The organism is Streptomyces oceani (assembly GCF_001751245.1).
Taxonomy (GTDB): domain Bacteria; phylum Actinomycetota; class Actinomycetes; order Streptomycetales; family Streptomycetaceae; genus Streptomyces; species Streptomyces oceani.
In genome coordinates, this window is record NZ_LJGU01000112.1 from 69,954 (window position 1) to 90,812 (window position 20,859).

Below are 20,859 nucleotides of genomic sequence, written 5' to 3' on the forward strand. Positions count from 1 at the left end.
CTCCAGCGCGGCACGGGCCAGTTCGCCATCCAGCTCCGGCCGGCCGTCCAGGCCGCGCGCCAGGTCCCAGGTGTGGGTGACGGCGTCCATCAACAGCCCGGACAGCGCGACGTGGCCCGGCACCGTGCCCCAGGGCAGCGCGTACGTGCCGGCCAGCTTCGTCTCGTCGGCCCAGGCGGCCCTGAGCCGGGCGCGCGCCTCGGCGTACGCCGCGGACCAGCCGTCGTCCGGGATGCCGGTCAGCGTCGTCGGCGCCGCCATGGCCGCGCCGTCACCGCGCTCGCCCAACTCGGCGAACCGTCCCGTGGCCTCCACGACGTGGCCCAACAGGGCCCGTACGTCCCACTCGGCGCAGGGCGTCCGGTGCGTCAGCCACTCGGGGCGCACGGACTGGATCAGCCCCGCCAGCTGCTCGGTGGCGCGCTCCAGGAGCGGACGCGGGTCGGTGGTCTGCTGTGGTGCGCTGATCATGCGGGTGCCTCTCTGCTGCTGGGCTGAGCCGGTCGGCGCGGTGCCGACGCGCGTCCGTACGGCCCGCGCCGGCACCACCGATCGTGGACCGCTAACCGGACACCCGCCGTCAGGTTTACACCCGGCCTGCGGCACCCTGGACAGGTGAAGTCCGACCGCCTGCTGTCGATCCTGCTGCTGCTCCAGACCCGCGACCGGGTCACGGCGACCGAGCTGGCCCGGCGGCTGGAGGTCTCCACCCGCACCGTCTACCGCGACATCGACTCGCTCTCCGCCGCCGGAGTGCCGGTCTACGCCGAACGCGGCCGGCACGGCGGCATCGCGCTGCTGGCCGGCTTCCGTACGGACGTGACCGGGCTGACCGCCGACGAGTCGCGGGCCCTGTTCGTCCTCGCCGCACAGAGCGCTCACTCCGCGCTCGGTCTGGAGCAGGCGCTGGGCTCCGCGCTGCGCAAGGTGATGGCGGCGCTGCCGGCGCCGCACCGGCCGGCCGCCGAACTGACCAGCCGCCGCATCCTGGTGGACCCGGACCGCTGGATGCCCGGGCGCTCCACACCCGGCGACTGTGCTGAGTCCCGGCTGCCGGCCGTGGACCTGGACGTGCTGCACACCGCCGTGTTCGCCGACCGGCGACTGCGGGTCCGCTACCGCCACAGCGGCGCCACCGAACCGAGCCGCTACACCCTCGACCCGTACGGCCTGGTCGCCAAGGCCGGGGTCTGGTATCTGGTCGCGGACCAGCGCGGCGCCCCGCACCTGTTCCGGGCGGACCGGATGGTCTCCGCGCGGGTCACCGACGCCCCCGCACGCCGCCGGGACGGAGTGGAACTGGCCGAGGTCTGGGACCTGCTGCGTCGCCGGGTCGAGGAGCGGCCGGAGGGCGTACGGGTGCGCGCCCGGGTACGGCGGGCGCGCTTCGACCTGTTCCAGCGTCTGGCGGGATTCCAGCTGGCCGCCGACGTGGACTCTCCGACGGGAGGCGCGGCGGCTCGTACGGAAGCGGGCCGCGCGCCGGCGTCGGACCCCGACTGGATCACGGTCGAGCTGCGCTATCCGGTACTGCCGGCGGTGCGCCAACTCCTCCAGTTCGGCCCGGACGTGGAGGTCCTCGAGCCACCCGAGGCACGCCACGAACTCGTACGGGCCGCCCGGCAGATCCTGGAGCGGCACGGCGACAGCGACAGCGCGACCACCAGCCGCGACACCACCGCACCGGCACCCGCACCAGCACCCGCACCGGCACCCGCACCGCTGGCCTCGCGACCGGACCACTCAGCCGAACCCCTCAACCCGGCCGCGGGGTGAGGAACACGAACTCCGCGCCCGCCGGATCATGGCAGACCGCCAGCCGGCCGACACCCTCCGCGTCCGCCGGCTCCCGGGTGACCCCACCGCCGGACTCCGTCACCCGAGCCACCGAGGCGTCGCAGTCGGCCGTGTGGAAGACCGGGTGCCAGTACGGGCTGCCGCTGGTCATCGGCAGGTCCTCCGGCCCGACCTCGGCGATGCCGCCGTGCATGTGGTCCTCGCTCTGGCCAGCCGGGGTCAGCAACTCGTACGTCCCCTCGCCGCCCGGCATCGTCATGTCGTCGATCCGCCAGCCGAACAGGGCGCGGTAGAAGTCGCTGGCCTCGGCGGCGTCGGTGGTGCATAGCTCGGTCCACATCAACGCGCCCGGCTCGTCGAAGGTGTCCAGGCCGGGCGTCGTGCCCGGCTGCCAGACCGCGAACTCGCCGCCCTGCGGATCGGTGAACTGCGCCAGCCGGCCGTACTCGCCGACGTCGGAGGGCTCGGTCCGGACCGTGCCGCCGCGCTGGCGTACGGTCTCGGCCGCGCTGTCCGCGTCCGCGGTGCGGAAGTAAATCATCCAGGCGGGCTGCGCGCCCGAGTCGGTCATCTCGCCGAAGGCGGCGACCGTCTTGCCGTCCAGCTCGAAGAAGCCGTATCCGCCCGCGACCGGGTCGTAGGGGCGCACCTGCCAGCCGAACACGGAACCGTAGAAGGCGGCCGTGGCGGCGGGATCGGTCGCGCCGAGATCGAGCCAGGCGGGGGAACCGGTGACGAGGTCCGTGGTGATCATGACGTTTCCCTTCGCGCGTCGATCCCGGACGAGTCCCTGTCCTTCCAGCCTGGCACCACGGGCCCGAGATCGCGCGTCGTGCGGGCTCGCGGCCTCAGCGCGGCAGCGCCGCGAGGTCCCACAGGCGTATCCAGCCGTCGCGGCCGGCGCTCAGCACCACAGGGCGGCCCTCCGAGCAGCGTGGTACGCACCACCTCGACAGCACGCCTGCCCGCAGCAACGAGCACCCGACGGCGGCTCCCCCGACCACGCCCCGGACCCGCACGGTCTCGTCATCAGAGCCGCTCACCGCGAGCGGCCGGTCGCCGATGGTGATCGTGTCCATGGTGAGGACACGGCCGTCGTGTCCGGTGTTCGTGTCCTGGATCGGCTCGTCGTCCCCCACCCCGTCCGCGCACACGACCAGGACCGCCCCGCCGACCTCGACCACGTCCAGGTCGACCTGGGGCGAGCGCTCGGTATCTCACTGCTCTGTAACAGCAGTTCACTGTTCATGTGGCGGACCGTACAGTCCGGTTCGGACAACGCGGCCGTCGTGCCCCAGAGCCGCCGCACCCCTCAGCACGTACGGGAGTACCCGGCCGGGCCGGCGGAGACTCGCCAGCTCAGGGCGCGTTCGCTGGAAGTCCGGACCCCAATGGTCAACCGCGATGGACAGGGCACAGCCACTTCCTCACCCGTACGAGTGGGTTGGCCTTTCGTCATGGCATGTCGACGCGCGCCGCCTCCACGCGCCGCCTAGTTTTCCCCGTGCACTGCGGTTCCCAGTGATCCGCATCCATTCGAGCCAGCGAAGGACATAAGCATGCGCAAGCTTCAGAGTGCCGCTGCAGTAGCGGCCATGGTCGGCGCCCTCGGCTTCATCGGCGTCGGCACCGCGGTCGCCAACGGCGGCCACCACGGCCCCGACAAGGTCAACGTCGAGACCGAGGTCGAGCAGAGCAGCAAGTGCTACCTGAACGACTCCGACTTCAACCTGCTGAGCAACATCGGCCTGCTCAACGGCCTGCTCGGTGAGGGCGACTCGGGCAACGAGATGGAGACGTCGCAGGACTGCTCCAACACCGCCGTGCTGGGTCGCTGACCTCAGCCAACACGGTTGCCGTGAACGGGCCCCGACGGATACGGCCACAGCGCCTCCGTCGGGGCCCGCTTCTGTTCACTCCCCGGGCACGCGGTCGCCCGCGTGCCCCTGTCCTGTCCCTGTTCGTTGTCGTCCGCGCCCAAGTGCTGAGAGGGAGAGTTGAGCGAGATGTCGAAGGTGAAGAAGTCCGTCGCGTTGGCGGGAGTCCTCGGCGGCCTGGCCCTGTCGGGCCTCGGCGTCGCCCAGGCGGAGGAGAAGGGTTCGCCCGGCTCCTGTCAGTGGGACGGTCAGACCGTGCGTTGCTCCGAGCACGAGGAGCGCCGGTACACGACCGAGGACGGCAAGAAGGTCGTCATCCAGCAGACCCGGGAATGCTCGACCAGCACGAAGGACGAGTCCGCCGCCCCGCGCGACGAGAAGCAGGCCAAGCAGGCTCAGAAGGAGTCCATGGACTGCGCGAACACCGTCTCCCGCTGACGCCCCGCCACCCCGGGCCGCCGGCCCGGCACCACCGCGCTACCTGGGCGCCGTACGCACCGCTCCCCCGTCGTACGGCGCCCGACCCGCGCCGTGGAGCCAACGACCCGCCAGGCGGCGGGAGCTGACGCGGCCGGCACCACCCTGTGCACGCCGCTCGACACCATCCCGGCGAGCCCCGCATCCTTCCGCCCGTCTAGTGTGGCCCGGAAACCGGTCTCAGCACTCGCCGCCAGCTGCGTCGTGAGCGGTCAGGAGGGCCAGGGATGCCCGCGACACTTCGCTACGAGCGCGCGCCGGAACCCGTACGCCCCGCGCGGAGGTACGCCCGGCGCGCCGTCACGCTCCTCGCGTTCACGACGGCCCTGGCCACGGTCCTCGCCATGCTCGGCGACGGACCCCCTCCGAACACACACACCGCGCAGTCCGTCGTCACACGGGGAGACAAGAGCGACAAGGACGGTCCGCGACTCCGCCTCACCCACTTCTCCCCCGTTCAGTACCTGGCACGGCAGGACGCGGATCCTGATCGGAACTTCGAGCTCCATCTCGAAGTCAGCGAGCAGGTCAACTCGGACACCGAGGCGACCCTGCGCATCGACATCTCACAACTCTCCGGGACCGCCGTCGTGCGGCAGTTGGACGAACGGTGCCGACACGAGGACGGCGAGGTGTTCTGCTCGTCCCCCGTCCGGGAGGACAACGGCGGAGACTTCCGGATGCGGCCCTTCGACCTGCGCCCGGCCCTGGGCAGCAAGCCGGGCGAGCACGCCACCCTCACCGTACGGGCCGGTCTGCGGGGCGTGGACGACAGCTCGACCGAGCTACGGACCCGGGAGCTGTACGTCGGAGAGCCGAAGCTCAGCCTAGGGCTGAAGGGCGACTTCAAGGGACTACGGCCGGGCAGCACGTTCACCGCCCGGCCGGTCGTACGGAACGAGGGCAACGTCCCCGCTGTGCGAGGCATCCGCGTGGCGGTGCACCTCGACAACGGCGACGTCCGCCCACGGCACCGCAACTGCACCTACAGCGGCAACCAGGTGAGTTGCGTCTTCTCACGTGCGCTGGAGCCCGGCGAGACGGTCACCCTGCGGGAGCCGCTCAGCTTGAGCGCGCCCAAGCGGCAGTTGCACAGCGCCGTCCGGGCCTCCACGTATCCCGTGGGTGGCGCCTTGGACCCGACATACGATCCGGAGAGTTCCCAGTACGGCGCCAGTCAGGGGGAGGGGCCACCGCTCGAACTGGTCGAATCGTCCTCGTGGGGCGTGGACCTCGCCAAGGGCGACTCCACGAACTTCCGCATGGAGCTGGACAGCTACGTGGATCTGCGGGCCGTTGGCGACTCACTGCGCGGCAAGGTCGGCGAGACCGTACGAGCGCGGGTCGAGGTGCGGGGGCGGGGCCCGGCGAAGTCCCCCAACTTCCAGGAGGACACGCCGTTCACCCTGCGCTTCACCGCGCCGGAGGGGACTCGTGTGGTGAGTGGTCCGGGAGACGGAGAGCAGTCGTTGTGCGACATCGAGGACGATGGCCGGCAGGCCAGTTGTGACAGGCTCACGCACGCCGACTTCGAGCTGCGCATCGAGCGGAAACGGCCCAACGCCCGGGGAAAGGTCGAGGTCGTGCCCAGCGAGCGTTATCCGCCGCACGATCCGAAGCCCGAGAACGACACCGCCGCGGTGCCGCTGCGGGTCACCGGCGTGTCCGATACGGAGCGGACCGGTTCCGGTTCACCGGACGAGCGGTCGGACTCGCGAACGACGACGTACATGGGCGGGGCCGCCGTACTCCTCGCCCTCGGCTTCGGGACGCGCCACGTGATTCGTCGACGTCGTCAGGCCGGCGGCTGACGGCGTGATGTTCGAGGCGACGCCGCTGGTGGTTTGACCCTCCGACTGACTGACGCCTCGACCGTCCTGTTTGGGACGGGCGTTCGTGCGACCGGCGCGTGCCGGCCTCGGCTCGGACAAGCGGCGAGGACGGACACGACCAGCATGACGTCGACCTGTTCGGCCAACGCCAGGCGGGCCAAGGGCTGGGCGCTGCCTGTCAGCCTTCGGCACGACAGGTCAGCGCTGCGCCGCGCGGGAAGTTACCCCGAGCGGAAAGCATGGGCATGACAACGAAACGGTCAACTCACCCGGATCGCGGAGATGTCGAACTCCAGCTTGATCTTCTCGCTCACCAGCACACCTCCGGTCTCCAGGTTGGCGTTCCAGGTCAGGTCCCAGTCGCTACGACTGACGATCGCCGAGCCGTCGAAGCCCACCCGCTCCACCCCGAAGGCGTCGATCACGGAGCCGGAGTACAGCAGGTCGATGACGACCGGGCTGGTGCGGTCCCGGATGGTGAGGTCACCGGCCATGCGGTAGACGTCCTCCTCGAGCCGTTCCATCCGCGTGCTGCGGAACGTCATCTTGGGAAAGCGCGCGACATCGAAGAAGTCCGGGCTGCGCAGGTGGTTGTCGCGCTGCTCGACCCGGGTGTCGACACTGTTCACGTCGATCGTGACCTGCGCGCCCGACGCCTCCGGGCGCTCGCCGTCCAGGAAGAGGTGACCCTCGAACTCGGTGAAGATGCCCCGCACCCTGGTGATCATCGCGTGCCGGGCCGCGAAGCCCACGCTGCTGTGGGCGGGGTCGAGGACCCAGTTGCCCGAGAGCTTGGAGAGAGCCAGGTTCTCTTCACGGTGCAAGCCGGCTCTCACGGCGGCGGATTCCCGAGCCGCCGGCTCGGCTGGTTCAGACTTTTGAGATTTGCGTTTGCGATACCCAAAGAGCTTCATGGAACTTCTTTCTGTGCTCGTGCGTGGGAATCGTGCCAGCGAACAAGGCTTTCAGCTACCCAGCGACCACATCTTTTTTTCGCGGCTCTTCACCCGTCCCAAGCCCTTGCAGCTTTAGCCTTATCACCACTTTCCGTAATTCTTTGGCAGTCCTGAACGCAGCCCGCCCCCGCCGGCCCCCGTACGGACCCGCGCGCCATCGCGACGGACCGCATGTGCGGTCGCGCGCCCGGCGCCTCACGGCAAGGACGCGTCGATGGCAGCCGCACAGACCAACGCACCCTCCAGGCCCGAGGGTTGACGCCCGCACACGAGCGACTAGTCTGAATACGTAATAGTCAGTGATCGAGAGTAGTCGAGCTGTCGAGTACTCGCCCCACGTGCCCGCCCGGGAGGTGACATGGCGCCCAACGACCCCACGTCCGACTGGCAGCGCGGCACCCTGCGGCTCAGCCTGGCCGCCGTGCTCGCCGAGGGCGACGGGCACGGTTACGCCCTGGTGCAGCGACTCGCCGAGTACGGCCTGGGAGCCGTGCGCGGCGGCGCGCTCTATCCCGTGCTGGGCCGCATGGAGACGGACGGCCTGGTCGAGTCCCGCTGGGAGGCGGGCGACGGCGGGCCGGGGCGCAAGGTCTACAGCCTCACCGAGGACGGACGCGCCCGGCTGCGGGACGAGATCACCCGATGGCAGAGCTTCGCCGAGGCGATGAACCAGCTCATGGAGCATGCCGACAAGGAGTTACCGTGACCACCGACATCCCGACGGGCTGGGAGGCCCGCGCCCGCGACGCGCTCGCCGAGCGATCCGTCCCCGGCGACCTCGCCGACACGGTGCTCGCCGAGGTCGCCCAACACTGCGCCGACAGCGGCGAACGCCCCTCCGCCGCCTTCGGTCTCCCCCAGGACTTCGCCGACACCGTCGTACACGAACGACTGCCCGAGGACGTACGGGATCGGCACCAACCAGACGCCCCCGCCCACCACGGCAACGCCGTGTGCGCCCAACTCGGTCTGATGTGCCTGGTGCTGGGCGGCTATCTCACCGTGGCCCGGGGCTGGCTGGTCGACCTCACGGTCGCGGGGCTCGTCGGACTCCCGCTCGTCGCTGGGGCGGTGTGGTCCCTGCACGGCGTGGCGCACGCGCGGCACGCCGCCGCCCCGAAGCGTGCGGTGGCCTACGGCGCGGGCGCGCTGCTCGGCGTCGCCTCGGCCGCCGTCGCGTTCACCCAGGGGCCGGACACCGTGGTCGGGCCCGTACCACCGCCGGCCCTGGCGGCCTCGGGGCTGGCGCTGCTGGGCTGGGCACTCTTCCGCCAGCCGCCCGAGAACCGTGCGCCCCGGGACGAGCCGCTGCCGACCGAGGCGTGGCTGCGACGGCTGCCGCGACTGCTGGAGATGCGGTACGAGCTGCCGCGCGCCCGGGCCGCCGAACTCGCCGAGGAGGCGAGCCGACACCTCGCGGAGTCACGCACGGAGGCGGAGGAGGAGTTCGGCCCGGTCGCCGTGTACGCGAGCCGGCTGGCGAAGGGCGAGACACCTCAGGAGCGTTGGTGGCAGCGCGAGGACCTGCGCATGGGCGCCGGCACCGCGATGGTCAGCCTGTATCTCCTGGACCAGCTGCACGGCGACATGTCGCCGTGGCTGATCGCGCTGGCAGCCGTCACGACCGCCTTGGGGGTGTACTCCTTCGCCGGCGCACTGCGCGTGCGGCATGCCGCCAAGCGCGGCTGAACAGCCCGCCGTGCGCACACGAACGCGGGACGTACCCGCGACAGGCGACTCGCGGGGCGGACTACGCCGAGGGAGCCGGAGCCGGTTCCGGCGCCTCGAAGACCTCACCGTTGCGTGGGACCCCGATGCCCCGCCAAGTGAAGGGCAGACCGCGGGCGGTGTCCGGGTCCGGTCCGTCCATCAGCTGGAAGTGGACGTGCGGCTCGGTGGAGTTCCCGGAGTTGCCACAGCGGGCGAGCACGTCGCCGGCACGGACCCGGTCACCCACTCGGATGGCGAGCGAGCCCTGCCGTAGATGGGCGTACAGCGCGTACACACCGTCGCCGAGGTCGAGAACCAGGTGGTTCCCGACGATCCGGCGGACCCCGGCTACTTCACGCACGGAAGCCTCCAGGAGCATCAGGTACACCAGTCCCGGCGCCGAGTTGCGACTCAAGTGGTCGCGCTGGGTGTCGGAGGCCCGGACCACGGTCGCGTCGGCGACCGCGTACAACGGGGCGTCGAACGCCGGGAAGTCGCGGTTGCGGCGGGCGATCGGCCACAGCGCACGGAACGCTGGCCGGGCCCCCGGCTCGGGATCGGCGACCGTGTCTATGGCGTAGGTCTGACCGTAGGAGTGCGTGCCGTGGCTGGGGATCTGGTTGGCCGGACTGTTCAGCGCGGACCAGCGGCCCGAGACGGGTGGGGCGACGTCGACCGGCGCCCGGACCGCCGTGCTTTCGGCTCGTGTGGCGGTGCGGGCAGGTCTGTTCAGCGAGTAGAGCAGTGCGTACGCCAGGACCAGGGGGAGGAAGTTCCACCACCACGGGTGGCTCAGATCCAGCCAGACGTCCGCGGCGACGAGGGCGAAGAAGGCGATCAGGAGCCCCCGATAGGCCACCGGACCGAGTTTGCGTATGGGCATGTCTCCCCCTGCGTGAGCGTTGGGTCTTGGCGATCGTCGGCCGGCCGACAGTCGGTGCGTGTTCCGGTGGGCCGGCGAGTTGAGGGCCCGGCCGTCCACTGCCGTGTGAGCCGGTCAGGACTGGGCCACGGAGAGCACCACGAGAAGCGGCACGACGCGGGCCGCTGGGACCGCGTGGAGCCCACGACCCGTCGTGTGCAGCCAGCCCGCGCCGGTGAGATGGCGCAGGTGGTGATAGATCTGACCGGTCGTACCCATGTCATCCAGTTCGGCCAACTCGGCCACGGTGCGCCGACCGCCCATGATCTCCTGCAGCAACCGGAGCCGTACGGGATTCCCGAGTGCGCTGATCACCTCGGCGGCTCCGGTCCAGTCCTCTCCCAGCAAGCCCTCGGTAAGCGCACCCTGCTGCCATTCGTAGCGCTCGCCGGTGGGGAGGCGGACAGCGCCGGCGAACGTCACCCCTCCGTCCGCCGCCTGGAGTCCGGCCAGTTGTTCCTTCAGCCCGTCCAGGGCCCAGAAGTCCCCCTCTGCCGAGCGGCGCTCCGGGGGTTCCGCTACTTCCAGCGCGGCCAGCCGCTGCTCCAGGTCGGCAACCCGTTCTTCAAGTTGATCCACGATTCGAGAGTACGTAATTACGTACTCTCGTACAACCCATGCGTGCGACTGCCGGGGAAGCGCCCCGCGCGAACGACAGGCCGCCAACGCGGGCTGAACGACCCGCCGTCCGCGAGGTTTCGGCGACTCCTCAGCGGCTGGGCTCGCTGATGCCGCGCAGGACACCGGACTTGGCGGCCCGTAGGAGCGCGTCGAGCTGGGCGGGCGAGGTGCTGAGCACGACGCCCGGATCGTCGCTCTCCCGGAGGTGCACGCAGGGCGTGGCCATGGAGACCGCGCCTATCTCCAGGCAGTTGTTGCCTTGTCCACTGAACGAAGATTTCTTCCAGCGCAGAGTTGACATAAATATAGACCTTTCACAACTCATTGATGATCAAACGAATCATCTCTCGGGAATCCGCGACCGAGAGCGCCATGTCCTGGAAGCGCCGCATGAAGGTTCGGTAGTTCTCCAACTGGGCATCTGCACAAAGGAAATCAGATCCGTGCTCGGAGTCGAGCTGAACAGTATCCAGTTGTGGGACAGCGCCCCCGGCAAGAAGAACCGTCTGTCCCGCTCCAGGAAAAGCTCCTGCCGAAAACGGGATCACGAGAACGGTAACGTTTCCACGCTCGCTCATATCCATGATGTGCTGAAGTTGTTCGCACATGACACTCACGCCACCGAACTGCATGCGCAGAGCAGCTTCATGGATAACCGCAGTGTACGGGACAGGGTCATCACGGTAGAGAACTACCTGTCGCTTGATCCGAAGCGAAGTCAAGTACTCAATCTGCGGAGGCGATGGAGCTGGAATGTTCTGACGGAATGTCCAGCGCGCATAGTCAACAGTCTGAAGAAGCCCGGGAAGATGGGATACCTGAGCCGTCCAAATCGCCGTTGCATAGTGCTCCAACTCGGCGATATCAAGGAACCATGAGGGAAGCGTCTCCTGATATTCGCTCCACCAACCACCTTTGCGTGTTTCCGCCATGTCCGCAAGCGCTTCAACAAGAAGTGAGTCCGAACACTTATAGGCATGGGCGAAAGCGCGGACGCGATCCGGACTGACCCCAAAGCGCCCAACTTCGATGTTGCTGATGCGCGACCCATCTACTCCCAGCGCCCTTCCGGCATCGGCCGCTGAAAGGCCCGCACGCTCCCGAAGCTTGCGCAGCTCAGCCCCAAGTCGCTGCTGTCGCGCAGTAGGCGCACTACGAGCTGGCATGCCCCTGTCCCTCCGATCGGCTATCCACAACCTACATCCGTCACATTCGGTTGCCGATCATGGGATGTACAAGTTGCCCGAATGCTATACCGTGTGTCTCACGTCACTCACCCACCGTGGTGCCAGTGCCGGAAGTGCACCGTGCTGCCCGCGTACGACGTCAACGCGAGCGCGGCACGGCAGAGCCACCGGTCTGGGCAGCCACGTCCCTCCATACAAACCGCGCGACTCGAAGGAGAGTTACGTGTCCCTACGTGCCGTACCCGCGCCCGCTCCCCCGTCATCGTCCGTCCAGGGCTGGCAGTACAGCCTCCGACTCCCCCACCACGCCCGCGCCCCACAGGTCGGCCGCGCCACCGTCCGTACGGTGCTGCGCGCGCACGAGCTGCACGAGCCGACCGAACTCGTGGACAGCGCCGAGCTGTTGTGCAGCGAACTGGTCACCAACGCCTACCGGTACGCGGCCGGCGAGATGTTCCTACGGCTCAGGTGGGAACCGCGAGCGGCCGTACTGCGCCTCAGTGTGCGGGACATGAGCCCGGAACCGCCGACGCCCGCCGGTGCCGATCCGTACGACACCAGCGGGCGTGGGCTGTTCCTCATCAGGCGGCTGGCCATCCGTTGGGGCGTCTACGACTTCGCCCGCACCGGCGGCGGCAAGGTCGTCTGGGCGGAGCTCAGTTCACCGCTCCGCCCAGACGACACCGCCAACTGAACAGCCGACGTCAGGCCGTCACAGCGTGCGCTCCAGCCGGTCCGCCAGCAGGCCGACGAACCGCGAACGGTCCACCGGTTCGCCGCCGTCGGCCAACAGCGCCATGCCGTAAAGGAGTTCGGCCGTCTCGCCGAGCTGCTCCTCCTTGCCACCCTCCCCGTGCGCCGTACGCAGGCCGCTGACCAGCGCGTGCGTCGGGTTCAGCTCCAGGATGCGCTTGGCGGTGGGCATCGGCTGGCCCATCGCCCGGTACATGTTCTCCAGGGCGGGCGGCAGGTCGTTGGCGTCCGTGACGATGCAGGCCGGCGAGGTGGTCAGGCGGGAGGAGAGGCGTACCTCCTTGACGTTGTCCTGGAGCGCCGTGGTCATCCAGGACAGCAGCTCGGCGAACTCCTTCTCGCGCTGCTCCCGTTCGGCCTTGACCTCCTCCTTCTCCTCCTCCGTGTCCAGGTCGACCTGGCCCTTGGAGATGGACTGGAACTGCTTGCCGTCGAACTCCGGCGCCGACTCGGCCCAGACCTCGTCGACCTGGTCGGTGAGCAGCAGCACCTCGTAGCCCTTGTCCCGGAACGCCTCCATGTGCGGGGAGTTCTCGATGACCGAGCGGGACTCGCCGGTGAGGTAGTAGATGTGCTGCTGCCCCTCCTTCATACGCTCCACGTAGTCCCGGAGGCTGGTCTGCTTGTCCGGGTCGTGGGTGGTGTCGAAGGAGGCGATGTCCAGGATGGCGTCCCGGTTGTCGAAGTCGCTGAGCAGGCCCTCCTTGACGGCCTTGCCGAACTCCGACCAGAAGGTGTCGTAGCGCTCCGGGTTCTTGGTGCGCATCTCCTTGACGGTCGACAGCACCTTCTTGACCAGCCGGCGCTGCATCATCTGGATCTGCCGGTCCTGCTGGAGGGTCTCCCGGGAGACGTTCAGCGAGAGGTCCTGGGCGTCGACGACACCCTTGACGAAACGCAGGTACTCCGGCATCAACGCTTCGCAGTCGTCCATGATGAACACCCGCTTGACGTACAGCTGTACGCCGCGCTTGCGCTCCTGCATGAACAGGTCCATCGGCGCGCGGGACGGGATGAACAGCAGCGACTGGTACTCGAACGTGCCCTCCGCCTGGATGCGGATGGTCTCGAGCGGGTCGCTCCAGTCGTGGCTGATGTGCTTGTAGAACTCGCTGTACTCCTCGTCCGTCACCTCGCTCTGGCTGCGTGCCCAGAGCGCCTTCATGGAGTTGACGGTCTCGAGTACGGTCACGTCCTCGTCGGCGGCGGCGTCCTCCGCGTCGGCGTCGTCCGACTCGGCGTCGTCCTTGGCCTCGGCCTTCGCCGGTACGGCCATCTTGATCGGCCAGGTGATGAAGTCCGAGTAGCGCTTGACGATCTCCTTGATCTTCGTCTCGGAGGTGTAGTCGAAGAGCGAGTCCTCGGTGTCCTCCGGCTTCAGGTGCAGCGTGACGGCGGTGCCCTGCGGCGCGTCCTCGGCGGTGCCGATGGTGTACGTACCGGTGCCGTCGGACTCCCAGCGGGTGCCCTCGGACTCGCCCGCCTTGCGGGTGACCAGGGAAACCTTGTCGGCGACCATGAAGCTGGAGTAGAAGCCGACGCCGAACTGGCCGATCAGCTCCTGCGAGGCGTTCTCGTCCTGCGCCTCCTTGGCCTCCTTCAGGTCCTGCACGAACTGCTTCGTGCCGGACTTCGCGATCATGCCGATGAGTCCGACGACGTCGTCGCGGGACATGCCGATGCCGTTGTCCCGTACGGTCAGCGTGCGTTGCTCCGTGTCCGACTCGATCTGCACGTGCAGGTCGGAGGTGTCCGCCGCGGCCTGGATCTCGTGGTCGCGCAGGGACTCGAGGCGCAGCTTGTCCAGCGCGTCAGAGGCGTTGGACACCAGCTCGCGCAGGAAAATGTCCTTGTTCGAGTAGATCGAGTGGATCATCAGCTGGAGGAGCTGCTGCGCCTCCACCTGGAACTCGAACGTCTCATCCTGCGTGCTCAATGGGGTTCCCCCTTCGTTACTGACTGTCGACGACATCGCTCGGCTGATCCTGACCAGCGCCCGTGGCGTGGGCGAGAGCGGTCATGCCACACGCCGGCGGACGCGTACGCCTCCACGGACGCGTGCCTCGCACGGAAACGCCGTGTGCGAGGCACGCGTGCGGGCGCAACGCACACGTCTCGCACGAGCATAAATCGCGCGGCACGCCTCGGGCGCCCTTCTCCACCCCTGAGAAGCCTCGCCCGACCCTCATCTACTTCCGTGACTCATCGACAGTAATGACCTCTTGGACGTCATCTCATTCGAGCGGCCGGCGTCGTGGACGGCGGCAACAGGGAGGAAAACGGGTGACTGACGTCACAGGAGGGCGCGCGGCTGTACACACGAGCCCGCTTCCGACTGCTACCGCGCCCAATCGTCCGTTCCATGATCAAGTGGGCCTTTGGCTTGCGCTTCCCCCGGTCTACAGGATTCGGGCCTGTCAAATCCCCTTTTACAAGGCTCGCATGTTGGCTGCTCGACTTGGGACTCAAGTTCGTCGATGACCAGGAAGTGGAGCTTGGCCCACGCTGGGCCTTCATCCACTCGGTGAAACGTCGGTGGGCCGTCGCTTCTGACAGCCCACCGACGCGGTAGGCACCTGCTACTACGTGCATCCCGAGGTCGTCACAAGCACGACTGCGGCCAGCACTTCGCGGTCACCGTGCCGGCGCCGACCACCGGCCTGCCACCCGCGACGGCGCCGCCGGAACCACCTGCTGAAACAGCTCCCGCAACCAGTCCGACACCAGTCGCTCAGACGATCCCCACCCTGCTCGCCGACCAACCAAATGAGATGACGTCTTAGGTGCAGCGGCCATTACAGTCGAACAGGCCAAGGGACCCACAACTGTTGCCCACCAGCTGACATCCGCCGCGACTGCAGTATGTCCCGCAGTAATCACTATCAGTGGCGCAGGTGCAGTTCGCTTCCGGGCCTACGGAGGCTTCAGCAGGCCCATAATTCACCAGTAGCCCGGCAGCTCCTTCCGGGCCGAACTCATGCTTTGCCGCTGCCTCGAGGCGTCGCAATTCGGGGAGACGCTGATCTCTGCCGTCGGCAAACACCCGCTTGGCGATCTTCTCTGCGTCGTTGATGACGGCACTCTGCTCGGCTGTCAGATTCGGATGCAAGCGGCGGTAGTGGTCGAAGTGCTCTACCCACGCCTGGGCTCGTTCCCGCGGAGGCAGGGCGGCCAGAATCACGGGGCGGTACGCAGCGGGGTGCTGGGTGATCCCGGCGTACGTGTGCGGCAACCGGTCCTTGTTCGCCGCCACCCACGCTGCTGCCCGGGTCTTCGGCGATTGGGCGAAGGCCGGAGTCTGCCCGGTCACAGTGATGGCGGTCGCCACGCCAATGCCACCGAAGAGCTGCAGGAACCGTTTGCGGTCAATCGAGCCACGGCTCTGAGTCTCGTTTCGATTCTCCGTCCGCAACCGCCCGAGGGACTGCAGGACCCGGTACGTCGCGCGAGGTCCCAGCTTCTTCGCCAGGAGTAGACCCATGAGAGGCCGAGTCCACGCCTGCACCTGCTCACCACGGACGTGCACGAGGGTCGGTTCCCAGGGGGGCTCCGGCCCCACGCTCAGCCGCCGCCACTCTTGCACGTCCGGATGCCCCAAAGGCAGAACTTCGAGTTTTCCTTGACTGGCTTGCTCAACCGCTTCCGAGATCGCCTTACACGTGTCGCACGAACCGTCGAACGCGAGGACCCACCGGTCCAGCTTCGCCTGCTTCGACATTACGTGTACCTCCTAGATTGCTCGTGCTCTCTGACGGAACTCCTTCGATTCGGATCGGCTCACTCACTGGCGGAATAGCCACCGATCAGAGATGGAGCAGACTCGGAGCCCTCAAAGACCAGGACACCGGATACAGGCCCCGCTTCCAACCGCAACCCGCCGCTCATAGGGACTCGCAGATGCGGCAATGTGTCGAGTGTCACCCTAGGCAAGAGCAGTGTCAACATTACGTCGCTTATTTTCGACGCTGTGTCAACTAAACATCAGTGGCGTTAGGTTGACCCCATGACTGCACGCGACCACCCCGAGCCCCCGACCAAATCGACGCGAGGCCGACGCCCCACGACCACCAAGGGGGACCGCCAAGAGAATGCGCTCCTCGACAGCGTCGAAGAATTGCTGGTGACACGCCCCCTGGCAGAGATCACTCTCCACGACATAGCGACCCATGCTGGATTGTCCAGGTCTGCGGCATATTTCTACTTCGATAACAAACTCGCCCTCACCGAAGCAGCGGTTCGCCGGGTGCTGGACAACCTGCTTGCGAGGCTGTGGGAGCGTGCCGCTGCTCCTGAGGAGCCCATCGCGGTGACAGTGGAGAAGTACCTTGAGGACTGCACGGCTCTATGGCGTCAGCACGCCCCACTGCTGAGCGCCGCAACCGAGCTCCTGGGTCAACGGCCGACCCTGCGCGCCGCTTGGGAAAAGAGCATGCAGACCGCCGCGAGCGGCCTTGCCGCAGTCATCGCGAGCAAGCAAGCACGGGGTGCTCTCCCCGCCACCGGAGACCCGCAGGCGCAGGCCCTGGCAATAGCCTGGATGGCTGAACGCAACTACTACATGCTCTACACCCGCCAACACACCAACGCGGAAGAGGAACACCTACCCACGGTCCTCGCTCCCCTCATCCTTCACGGCATCGGAGCACGACTCCCGTAGCCACCAATCCTTGATCCATCAGGCAGCCGTGTGGTGGTCTTCCCAGCCGTCGCGGGTGGCTTCTTTGGGTATGGGCTGCCGTGGCCAACAGGTATCTGCTGGTCTGCCCAGCTTTTCCACAAGTTGGATTCCGCTCGGGCCCTGGCGGGCGGGATGGACAGGGCTGCCATCGTCAACCGGCACCGTGGATGGTGTCGAAGAGGTGTCTCCAGGCCGGCTGCCAGAGCCAGTTGCGTGGCAGGTGGAAGGTGAAATGTCTGACGGGCCGGGCCCTGGACAGGCCGGCCGAGCGGCCTCGGTGTGCCCGCACGGGCGTCCGTGCGGGCACGCCCGGGCCGCCGCCGTGTCAGCTGCCCTGGGGCTTGAAGTCCGGGCCGTACGCACCCGGCCACACGGCGAAGGGCGTGACCCTGCCCTCGCCGTCCTCACCGCCCACCTCGCTCCACACCTGACACTGGTGGCTGGTGGCGGCGTCCACGTTGACCGCCTCGGCGGCCGGGATCTTGTCGCAGGACACCTTCTGCTCGTACGGGGCACCACCCTTCCCCTTCTGCTCCCAGAAGTCGTGGTAGACGCGCTTGGCGACGATGAGGGCCTTCTGCGGTTCCGCGTCGTACTGGATCAGGAAGGCGCCCTCCTTGTAGTCCTCGCTCAACGTGACCTCGAAGGGGACCTTCGCACCCTCGTACGAGGCCGTGCACTCGCTGGTCGCGGAGGCCTTCATGGTGATGCCGTCCGGGCAGTCCGCGCTGGTCTCGCCGTTCGTCATGGCGCTCCGCAGCAGCTTCTCCTGGAGTTTGTGCTCGACCTTCTCGGTGAACTCCGCGCTGTTGTCCGGCTCCGGCGGCATCTTCAGGTCCTCGCTGGACTCGACGACGCCCTTCTGGGGTCCGGTGAGTTCCATGGCGAGCGTTTTGGGCTCGGGCTTCTGCTGGTTCTTCTCCTGCTCCTGCGAGGAGTTGCCGTCGTCGCCGCTCTGCTCGGTCGAGTCGTCGTCGGAACCACAGCCCGCGGCCAAGAGCGCGGCGGCCATGACAAGCATGGGTATCTTGAGTCTTCGCATGTCAGCCACCTTAAAGTACGGGCAAAATCGGATGGTTGGCGGATCGGGATGTCGACCGGACAGCGCGGTGACCGATCGACCGGCCTGGTAATTCCGTTGCGAGCCCGACGGCCCTCGTCAAGCATGAGGCGGGGCCGCCCGGCCGGGCCGTCCGCCGCCGACCGAAGGACGTGCCGCCGCATGGTGCCCGGGGAACTCGTCACGCTACGCCCACTGGAGCCCTCCGACGCAGAGGCGATGTGGCGCTGGCACCAGGACCCGGAGGTCATGCGCTGGATGGACGACGGCTACGCCCAGTCGCTCGCGGAGGTGCAGCGGAGCCTGGCGGAGCGGCCACGGAACACCTACTCCGAGGTGCTCTACGGCGTGCGGGCGCGGGCGGACGGACAGTTCATCGGGCTGGTCCGGCTGCGCGACTGCGAACCGGAGACCGGCTGTGCGGAACTCGACCTCTACCTCGGTGAGAAGGACTACTGGGGGCAGGGCTACGCCACCGACACCATGCGCACGATGTGCCGGTACGGCTTCGACAAGATGCGGCTGCACAAGATCTCGCTGACGGTCGTGACGGAGAACCACGCCGCGTACCGTGTCTATCGGAAGGTCGGCTTCGTCGAGGAGGGGCGGCTGCGGCAGGTCTTCCGACGGGACGGCGAGTGGTACGACGAGTACACGATGGGGCTGTTGGCCGGCGAACTCCGCTGAGGGACGGGACCGCGACGGGGGCGCGCCCGCGGCGCGTACCGGTGAGTGCCGGAGAGTGCCGGTGAGCGCCGGCCCGGACCGCATCGGTTAGGTCACTCTTGTCACGACTGTCTGGTTCATCCGCCGTCGCCGGACGTACCGTGGTTCCGGTGGCGTCGGCGCCGCGGCGCGGGCGGACGGGGCACCGGGCCGGTCGCCGCCGAGGGATCACGTCAGGAGGGGATCAGTGCTCGGCGTCAACGCGTTCGTGGAGATCTTCGTGCCGGGCAGTCGGCACACCCACGACGAGCGGAAGCGGCTGGAGCTGACACGCGACGAGGAGGGCAACTCCAATCCGGCTCGGGGCCCGATCGACCTGGACTCCGGCACGGTCGTGATCAACCTCGCGGCTCCGCGCGACGAGGCCGCCGACCCCGACAGCGGGGCTTGAGCGGGCCGGGAGCCACGGTCTCGTATGGCCGTCCGGAACAGTCCGCGAGCGGGTGCTCGACAGGCCACGACCGGGTGCTGACGCGGCTAGAGTGGGGCCAACAGCACTGGGTCGGTGCTCATCGCCCAGCGTCTGCTCCGTGACCGGCCGGAGTTGGTGCTGGACGACGCGGGAGTGCATCATCTGACGCTGGGCCGCTTCGGCTGGGACGAGATCGCCGCCGTGCGGATCGGGGAGATGCGCGTACGCGGTTCCACGCAGCGGTTCATCGAGTTGCTGCTGCACGACCCGGATGCCTATCTGGCCCGAGCGTCCGTGTACCTCCGCCGCACCGCGTCCATGAACGCACGGCTCGGTTTCGGCCCGGCCAACATTCCCACGGCGCCCTGCCGGTACCGCCCGAGACGGTGCTGCGCGCGATGGCGTCCCACCACCCCGGGCTGCCGGTCCACTACTGAGCGCGGCATCCGTACCACGCCCACGCCCGCACCTCGTGCTCGACGTGTCGCCTGGGGGGTTGATCTCCCACCGGCCGCGTGATCGGCTGACCCGGGTCGCTGCGCACGTGCCATCCGACGCTCGGCAGCGCCCCGCGCAACGTGCGCTCGGCGCGGTCCGGCCGCGAGGACGCACTCCGTACGAGGACCCGGGTCCGTCCCCACACCTGCGGCGCGACTCGGCTCCAGGAAGCACGAGTTGACGCATTCATGATCACGGACGGCTTTCTGTTCTTCGCCATCATCATGGCGTTGTCCGGGTGTCTCATCTACGCGTCGAGGCGCAGCGAAAGCGCCTTCTTCACGTACGTCCCCGGCTTCGTGCTGCTGTACTTCGGCGCGGCGGCGCTGAACACCCTCGGGGTCTTCGGCGACTCGGACTCCATCACGAACACCAGTGACACGCTGCAGGACGCGCTGCTGCCGGCCATGATCCTGCTGCTGCTGTTCAAGTGCGACATCCGCAGGATCATCAAGCTGGGGCCCAAGCTGCTGCTGACCTACGCGGTGGCGGCGGGCAGCGTACTGCTCGGCTTCGTCGTGGCCTTCCTGCTCCTGGGGAGCGCGCTGGACTCGGGCGCCAGCGACGCGCTGGGGGCGCTGAGCGCCTCCTGGACGGGCGGGTCGGCGAACATGGTCGCCGTGCAGGACGTCGTGGAGGCACCGAAGAACCTCTTCGGCTACGTGCTGATCGTCGACACGGTGCTGTACTCGGTGTGGCTGCTGCTGATGTTCGGCTCCGTCGGCTTCTCCGAGAAGTTCAACCGTTGGACAGGCGCGGACAGCGGCTACCTCGACAAGCACAAGGGCACGCACGACGACCGGGAACGCCCCATCGACCTCGTGTCACTCGGCACCCTCATCGGTTTCAGTCTGCTGGCGTCGGCCGTGGCGGGGGAACTGGGAGAGCTGCTGCCGGAACTCGGTTCGGTGGTGAACAGCACGACGTGGACCATCCTCATCGTCAGCGTCGCCGGCCTGGTCATCGCCGCCACCCCGCTGGGCGAGACGGCTGGTTCCTCGGAGGTCGCGTCCGTGATGCTGTACGCCATCATCGGCCTGATCGCCTCCGGTTCGGACTTCTCCTCGCTGACCGAGGCCCCGGTCTACCTGCTGGCGGGCGGGATCGTGCTGCTCGTACACGCCGCCATCATGATCGTCTACGCGAAGCTCGCCCGCGTGGAGCTGTTCAGCCTGGCCGTGTCCAGCACCGCGAACATCGGCGGAGTGGCCTCCGCGCCCGTGGTGGCCAGCGCCTTCCATCGACAACTGGTGCCCGTCGGGGTGCTGTTGGCGCTGATCGGCTCCTTCGCGGGGACGTTCCTGGGCCTGACGGCGGCGCAGTTGCTGTCGGCGATCTGACGTCCTCCCCCGC

Annotated in this window: 23 protein-coding genes; 12 read left to right on the plus strand and 11 right to left on the minus strand. The window is 68.1% G+C overall.

Translation table 11 applies throughout. The features are described from left to right. The coding region (locus AN216_RS05695) for a TIGR03086 family metal-binding protein (protein ID WP_139140865.1) at positions 1-471 on the minus strand (471 nt) is incomplete at its 3' end. A gap of 144 nt (positions 472-615) precedes the next feature. Between AN216_RS05695 and AN216_RS05700 the strand changes: the two genes are divergently transcribed. Next, positions 616-1,776: a helix-turn-helix transcriptional regulator gene (locus AN216_RS05700; protein WP_070195489.1), complete on the plus strand. Its 1,161-nt coding sequence runs from the start codon at positions 616-618 to the stop codon at positions 1,774-1,776. Here the strand turns inward: AN216_RS05700 and AN216_RS05705 are convergent. Together AN216_RS05705 and AN216_RS05710 are read right to left on the minus strand one after the other, a co-directional pair. Next, the gene (locus AN216_RS05705; RefSeq protein ID WP_070195490.1) at positions 1,757-2,551 is read right to left on the minus strand and encodes a VOC family protein; all 795 of its coding nucleotides are present in this window, start codon (positions 2,549-2,551) and stop codon (positions 1,757-1,759) included. The two genes, AN216_RS05700 and AN216_RS05705, sit on opposite strands and share 20 nt — an antisense overlap. A gap of 94 nt (positions 2,552-2,645) precedes the next feature. Next, a complete protein-coding gene (locus AN216_RS05710; RefSeq protein WP_070195491.1) occupies positions 2,646-2,981 on the minus strand; it encodes a WD40 repeat domain-containing protein in 336 nt (111 codons plus the stop codon). Between the two features lie 375 nt (positions 2,982-3,356). Between AN216_RS05710 and AN216_RS05715 the strand changes: the two genes are divergently transcribed. The 3 genes from AN216_RS05715 to AN216_RS05725 all read left to right on the plus strand — a co-directional run bounded on the left by AN216_RS05715 (position 3,357) and on the right by AN216_RS05725 (position 5,962). Next, the gene (locus AN216_RS05715) at positions 3,357-3,635 is read left to right on the plus strand and encodes a hypothetical protein (RefSeq protein ID WP_070195492.1); all 279 of its coding nucleotides are present in this window, start codon (positions 3,357-3,359) and stop codon (positions 3,633-3,635) included. Between the two features lie 168 nt (positions 3,636-3,803). After that, complete coding sequence (locus AN216_RS05720; protein WP_070195493.1) at positions 3,804-4,112, plus strand: hypothetical protein; 309 nt, start codon at positions 3,804-3,806, stop codon at positions 4,110-4,112. 266 nt (positions 4,113-4,378) lie between these two features. Further along, complete coding sequence (locus tag AN216_RS05725) at positions 4,379-5,962, plus strand: COG1361 family protein (RefSeq protein WP_070195494.1); 1,584 nt, start codon at positions 4,379-4,381, stop codon at positions 5,960-5,962. A gap of 281 nt (positions 5,963-6,243) precedes the next feature. Here the strand turns inward: AN216_RS05725 and AN216_RS05730 are convergent, their stop codons facing one another. Beyond that, positions 6,244-6,897, minus strand: coding sequence for a YceI family protein (locus AN216_RS05730; RefSeq protein WP_079166299.1), 654 nt, complete (start codon positions 6,895-6,897; stop codon positions 6,244-6,246). 400 nt (positions 6,898-7,297) lie between these two features. Between AN216_RS05730 and AN216_RS05735 the strand changes: the two genes are divergently transcribed. Both AN216_RS05735 and AN216_RS05740 read left to right on the plus strand, forming a co-directional pair. After that, positions 7,298-7,645, plus strand: a complete 348-nt coding sequence (locus tag AN216_RS05735) for a PadR family transcriptional regulator (protein ID WP_070195496.1) — start codon at positions 7,298-7,300, stop codon at positions 7,643-7,645. Next, on the plus strand, positions 7,642-8,628 hold the full coding sequence (locus AN216_RS05740) for a hypothetical protein (protein WP_070195497.1): 987 nt from the start codon (positions 7,642-7,644) through the stop codon (positions 8,626-8,628). The genes AN216_RS05735 and AN216_RS05740 overlap by 4 nt, the downstream gene beginning before the upstream one ends. 61 nt (positions 8,629-8,689) lie before the next feature. Here the strand turns inward: AN216_RS05740 and AN216_RS05745 are convergent, their stop codons facing one another. The 4 genes from AN216_RS05745 to AN216_RS05760 form a co-directional block, all read right to left on the minus strand. After that, positions 8,690-9,532 (minus strand): M23 family metallopeptidase, encoded by an 843-nt coding sequence (locus tag AN216_RS05745; RefSeq protein ID WP_070195498.1) that lies wholly within the window; start codon positions 9,530-9,532, stop codon positions 8,690-8,692. A 114-nt stretch (positions 9,533-9,646) separates the two neighbouring features. Next, positions 9,647-10,153 (minus strand): ArsR/SmtB family transcription factor, encoded by a 507-nt coding sequence (locus AN216_RS05750; protein WP_079166310.1) that lies wholly within the window; start codon positions 10,151-10,153, stop codon positions 9,647-9,649. Positions 10,154-10,280: 127 nt separating this feature from the next. Next, positions 10,281-10,493: a DUF397 domain-containing protein gene (locus tag AN216_RS05755; protein ID WP_070195500.1), complete on the minus strand. Its 213-nt coding sequence runs from the start codon at positions 10,491-10,493 to the stop codon at positions 10,281-10,283. 13 nt (positions 10,494-10,506) lie between these two features. Continuing rightward, positions 10,507-11,358 carry a helix-turn-helix domain-containing protein gene (locus AN216_RS05760; RefSeq protein WP_070195501.1) on the minus strand — a complete coding sequence of 284 codons (852 nt, stop codon included), beginning with the start codon at positions 11,356-11,358 and terminating at the stop codon, positions 10,507-10,509. Between the two features lie 244 nt (positions 11,359-11,602). Here AN216_RS05760 and AN216_RS05765 point away from each other — a divergent pair, with 244 nt between their 5' ends. Continuing rightward, complete coding sequence (locus AN216_RS05765; RefSeq protein WP_070195502.1) at positions 11,603-12,073, plus strand: ATP-binding protein; 471 nt, start codon at positions 11,603-11,605, stop codon at positions 12,071-12,073. An 18-nt stretch (positions 12,074-12,091) separates the two neighbouring features. On the opposite strand, the gene htpG is transcribed toward AN216_RS05765, so the two are convergent. Next, on the minus strand, positions 12,092-14,008 hold the full coding sequence (gene htpG / locus AN216_RS05770) for a molecular chaperone HtpG (protein ID WP_244502341.1): 1,917 nt from the start codon (positions 14,006-14,008) through the stop codon (positions 12,092-12,094). Positions 14,009-14,911: 903 nt separating this feature from the next. Continuing rightward, positions 14,912-15,850 carry a bacteriocin fulvocin C-related protein gene (locus tag AN216_RS05775; RefSeq protein ID WP_070195504.1) on the minus strand — a complete coding sequence of 313 codons (939 nt, stop codon included), beginning with the start codon at positions 15,848-15,850 and terminating at the stop codon, positions 14,912-14,914. A gap of 285 nt (positions 15,851-16,135) precedes the next feature. Between AN216_RS05775 and AN216_RS26565 the strand changes: the two genes are divergently transcribed. Next, the gene (locus AN216_RS26565; protein ID WP_079166301.1) at positions 16,136-16,789 is read left to right on the plus strand and encodes a TetR/AcrR family transcriptional regulator; all 654 of its coding nucleotides are present in this window, start codon (positions 16,136-16,138) and stop codon (positions 16,787-16,789) included. Between the two features lie 346 nt (positions 16,790-17,135). On the opposite strand, the gene AN216_RS05785 is transcribed toward AN216_RS26565, so the two are convergent. Further along, positions 17,136-17,852: a hypothetical protein gene (locus AN216_RS05785; protein ID WP_070195506.1), complete on the minus strand. Its 717-nt coding sequence runs from the start codon at positions 17,850-17,852 to the stop codon at positions 17,136-17,138. Between the two features lie 180 nt (positions 17,853-18,032). Between AN216_RS05785 and AN216_RS05790 the strand changes: the two genes are divergently transcribed. From AN216_RS05790 to AN216_RS05805, 4 genes are all read left to right on the plus strand, one after another. Continuing rightward, positions 18,033-18,557 carry a GNAT family N-acetyltransferase gene (locus AN216_RS05790; RefSeq protein ID WP_070195507.1) on the plus strand — a complete coding sequence of 175 codons (525 nt, stop codon included), beginning with the start codon at positions 18,033-18,035 and terminating at the stop codon, positions 18,555-18,557. Between the two features lie 226 nt (positions 18,558-18,783). Continuing rightward, positions 18,784-18,987, plus strand: coding sequence for a DUF6191 domain-containing protein (locus AN216_RS05795; RefSeq protein WP_070195508.1), 204 nt, complete (start codon positions 18,784-18,786; stop codon positions 18,985-18,987). 114 nt (positions 18,988-19,101) lie between these two features. Beyond that, on the plus strand, positions 19,102-19,527 hold the full coding sequence (locus tag AN216_RS05800; RefSeq protein WP_244502338.1) for a hypothetical protein: 426 nt from the start codon (positions 19,102-19,104) through the stop codon (positions 19,525-19,527). A gap of 167 nt (positions 19,528-19,694) precedes the next feature. Next, positions 19,695-20,846 carry a DUF819 family protein gene (locus AN216_RS05805; protein ID WP_070195509.1) on the plus strand — a complete coding sequence of 384 codons (1,152 nt, stop codon included), beginning with the start codon at positions 19,695-19,697 and terminating at the stop codon, positions 20,844-20,846. The last annotated feature ends 13 nt before the right edge of the window (positions 20,847-20,859 follow it).

Excerpts from the sequence above, each read along its gene's own strand:
- AN216_RS05705 (WP_070195490.1), bottom strand. The coding sequence starts at position 2,551 with ATGATCACCACGGACCTCGTCACCGGTTCCCCCGCCTGGCTCGATCTC.
- AN216_RS05720 (WP_070195493.1), top strand. The coding sequence starts at position 3,804 with ATGTCGAAGGTGAAGAAGTCCGTCGCGTTGGCGGGAGTCCTCGGCGGC.
- htpG (WP_244502341.1), bottom strand. The coding sequence starts at position 14,008 with ATGATCCACTCGATCTACTCGAACAAGGACATTTTCCTGCGCGAGCTG.
- AN216_RS05715 (WP_070195492.1), top strand. The coding sequence starts at position 3,357 with ATGCGCAAGCTTCAGAGTGCCGCTGCAGTAGCGGCCATGGTCGGCGCC.
- AN216_RS05730 (WP_079166299.1), bottom strand. The coding sequence starts at position 6,897 with ATGAAGCTCTTTGGGTATCGCAAACGCAAATCTCAAAAGTCTGAACCA.
- AN216_RS05775 (WP_070195504.1), bottom strand. The coding sequence starts at position 15,850 with ATGTCGAAGCAGGCGAAGCTGGACCGGTGGGTCCTCGCGTTCGACGGT.
- AN216_RS05725 (WP_070195494.1), top strand. The coding sequence starts at position 4,379 with ATGCCCGCGACACTTCGCTACGAGCGCGCGCCGGAACCCGTACGCCCC.
- AN216_RS05735 (WP_070195496.1), top strand. The coding sequence starts at position 7,298 with ATGGCGCCCAACGACCCCACGTCCGACTGGCAGCGCGGCACCCTGCGG.
- AN216_RS26565 (WP_079166301.1), top strand. The coding sequence starts at position 16,136 with ATGACTGCACGCGACCACCCCGAGCCCCCGACCAAATCGACGCGAGGC.
- AN216_RS05785 (WP_070195506.1), bottom strand. The coding sequence starts at position 17,852 with ATGCGAAGACTCAAGATACCCATGCTTGTCATGGCCGCCGCGCTCTTG.
- AN216_RS05760 (WP_070195501.1), bottom strand. The coding sequence starts at position 11,358 with ATGCCAGCTCGTAGTGCGCCTACTGCGCGACAGCAGCGACTTGGGGCT.
- AN216_RS05805 (WP_070195509.1), top strand. The coding sequence starts at position 19,695 with ATGATCACGGACGGCTTTCTGTTCTTCGCCATCATCATGGCGTTGTCC.
- AN216_RS05755 (WP_070195500.1), bottom strand. The coding sequence starts at position 10,493 with ATGTCAACTCTGCGCTGGAAGAAATCTTCGTTCAGTGGACAAGGCAAC.
- AN216_RS05745 (WP_070195498.1), bottom strand. The coding sequence starts at position 9,532 with ATGCCCATACGCAAACTCGGTCCGGTGGCCTATCGGGGGCTCCTGATC.
- AN216_RS05790 (WP_070195507.1), top strand. The coding sequence starts at position 18,033 with ATGGTGCCCGGGGAACTCGTCACGCTACGCCCACTGGAGCCCTCCGAC.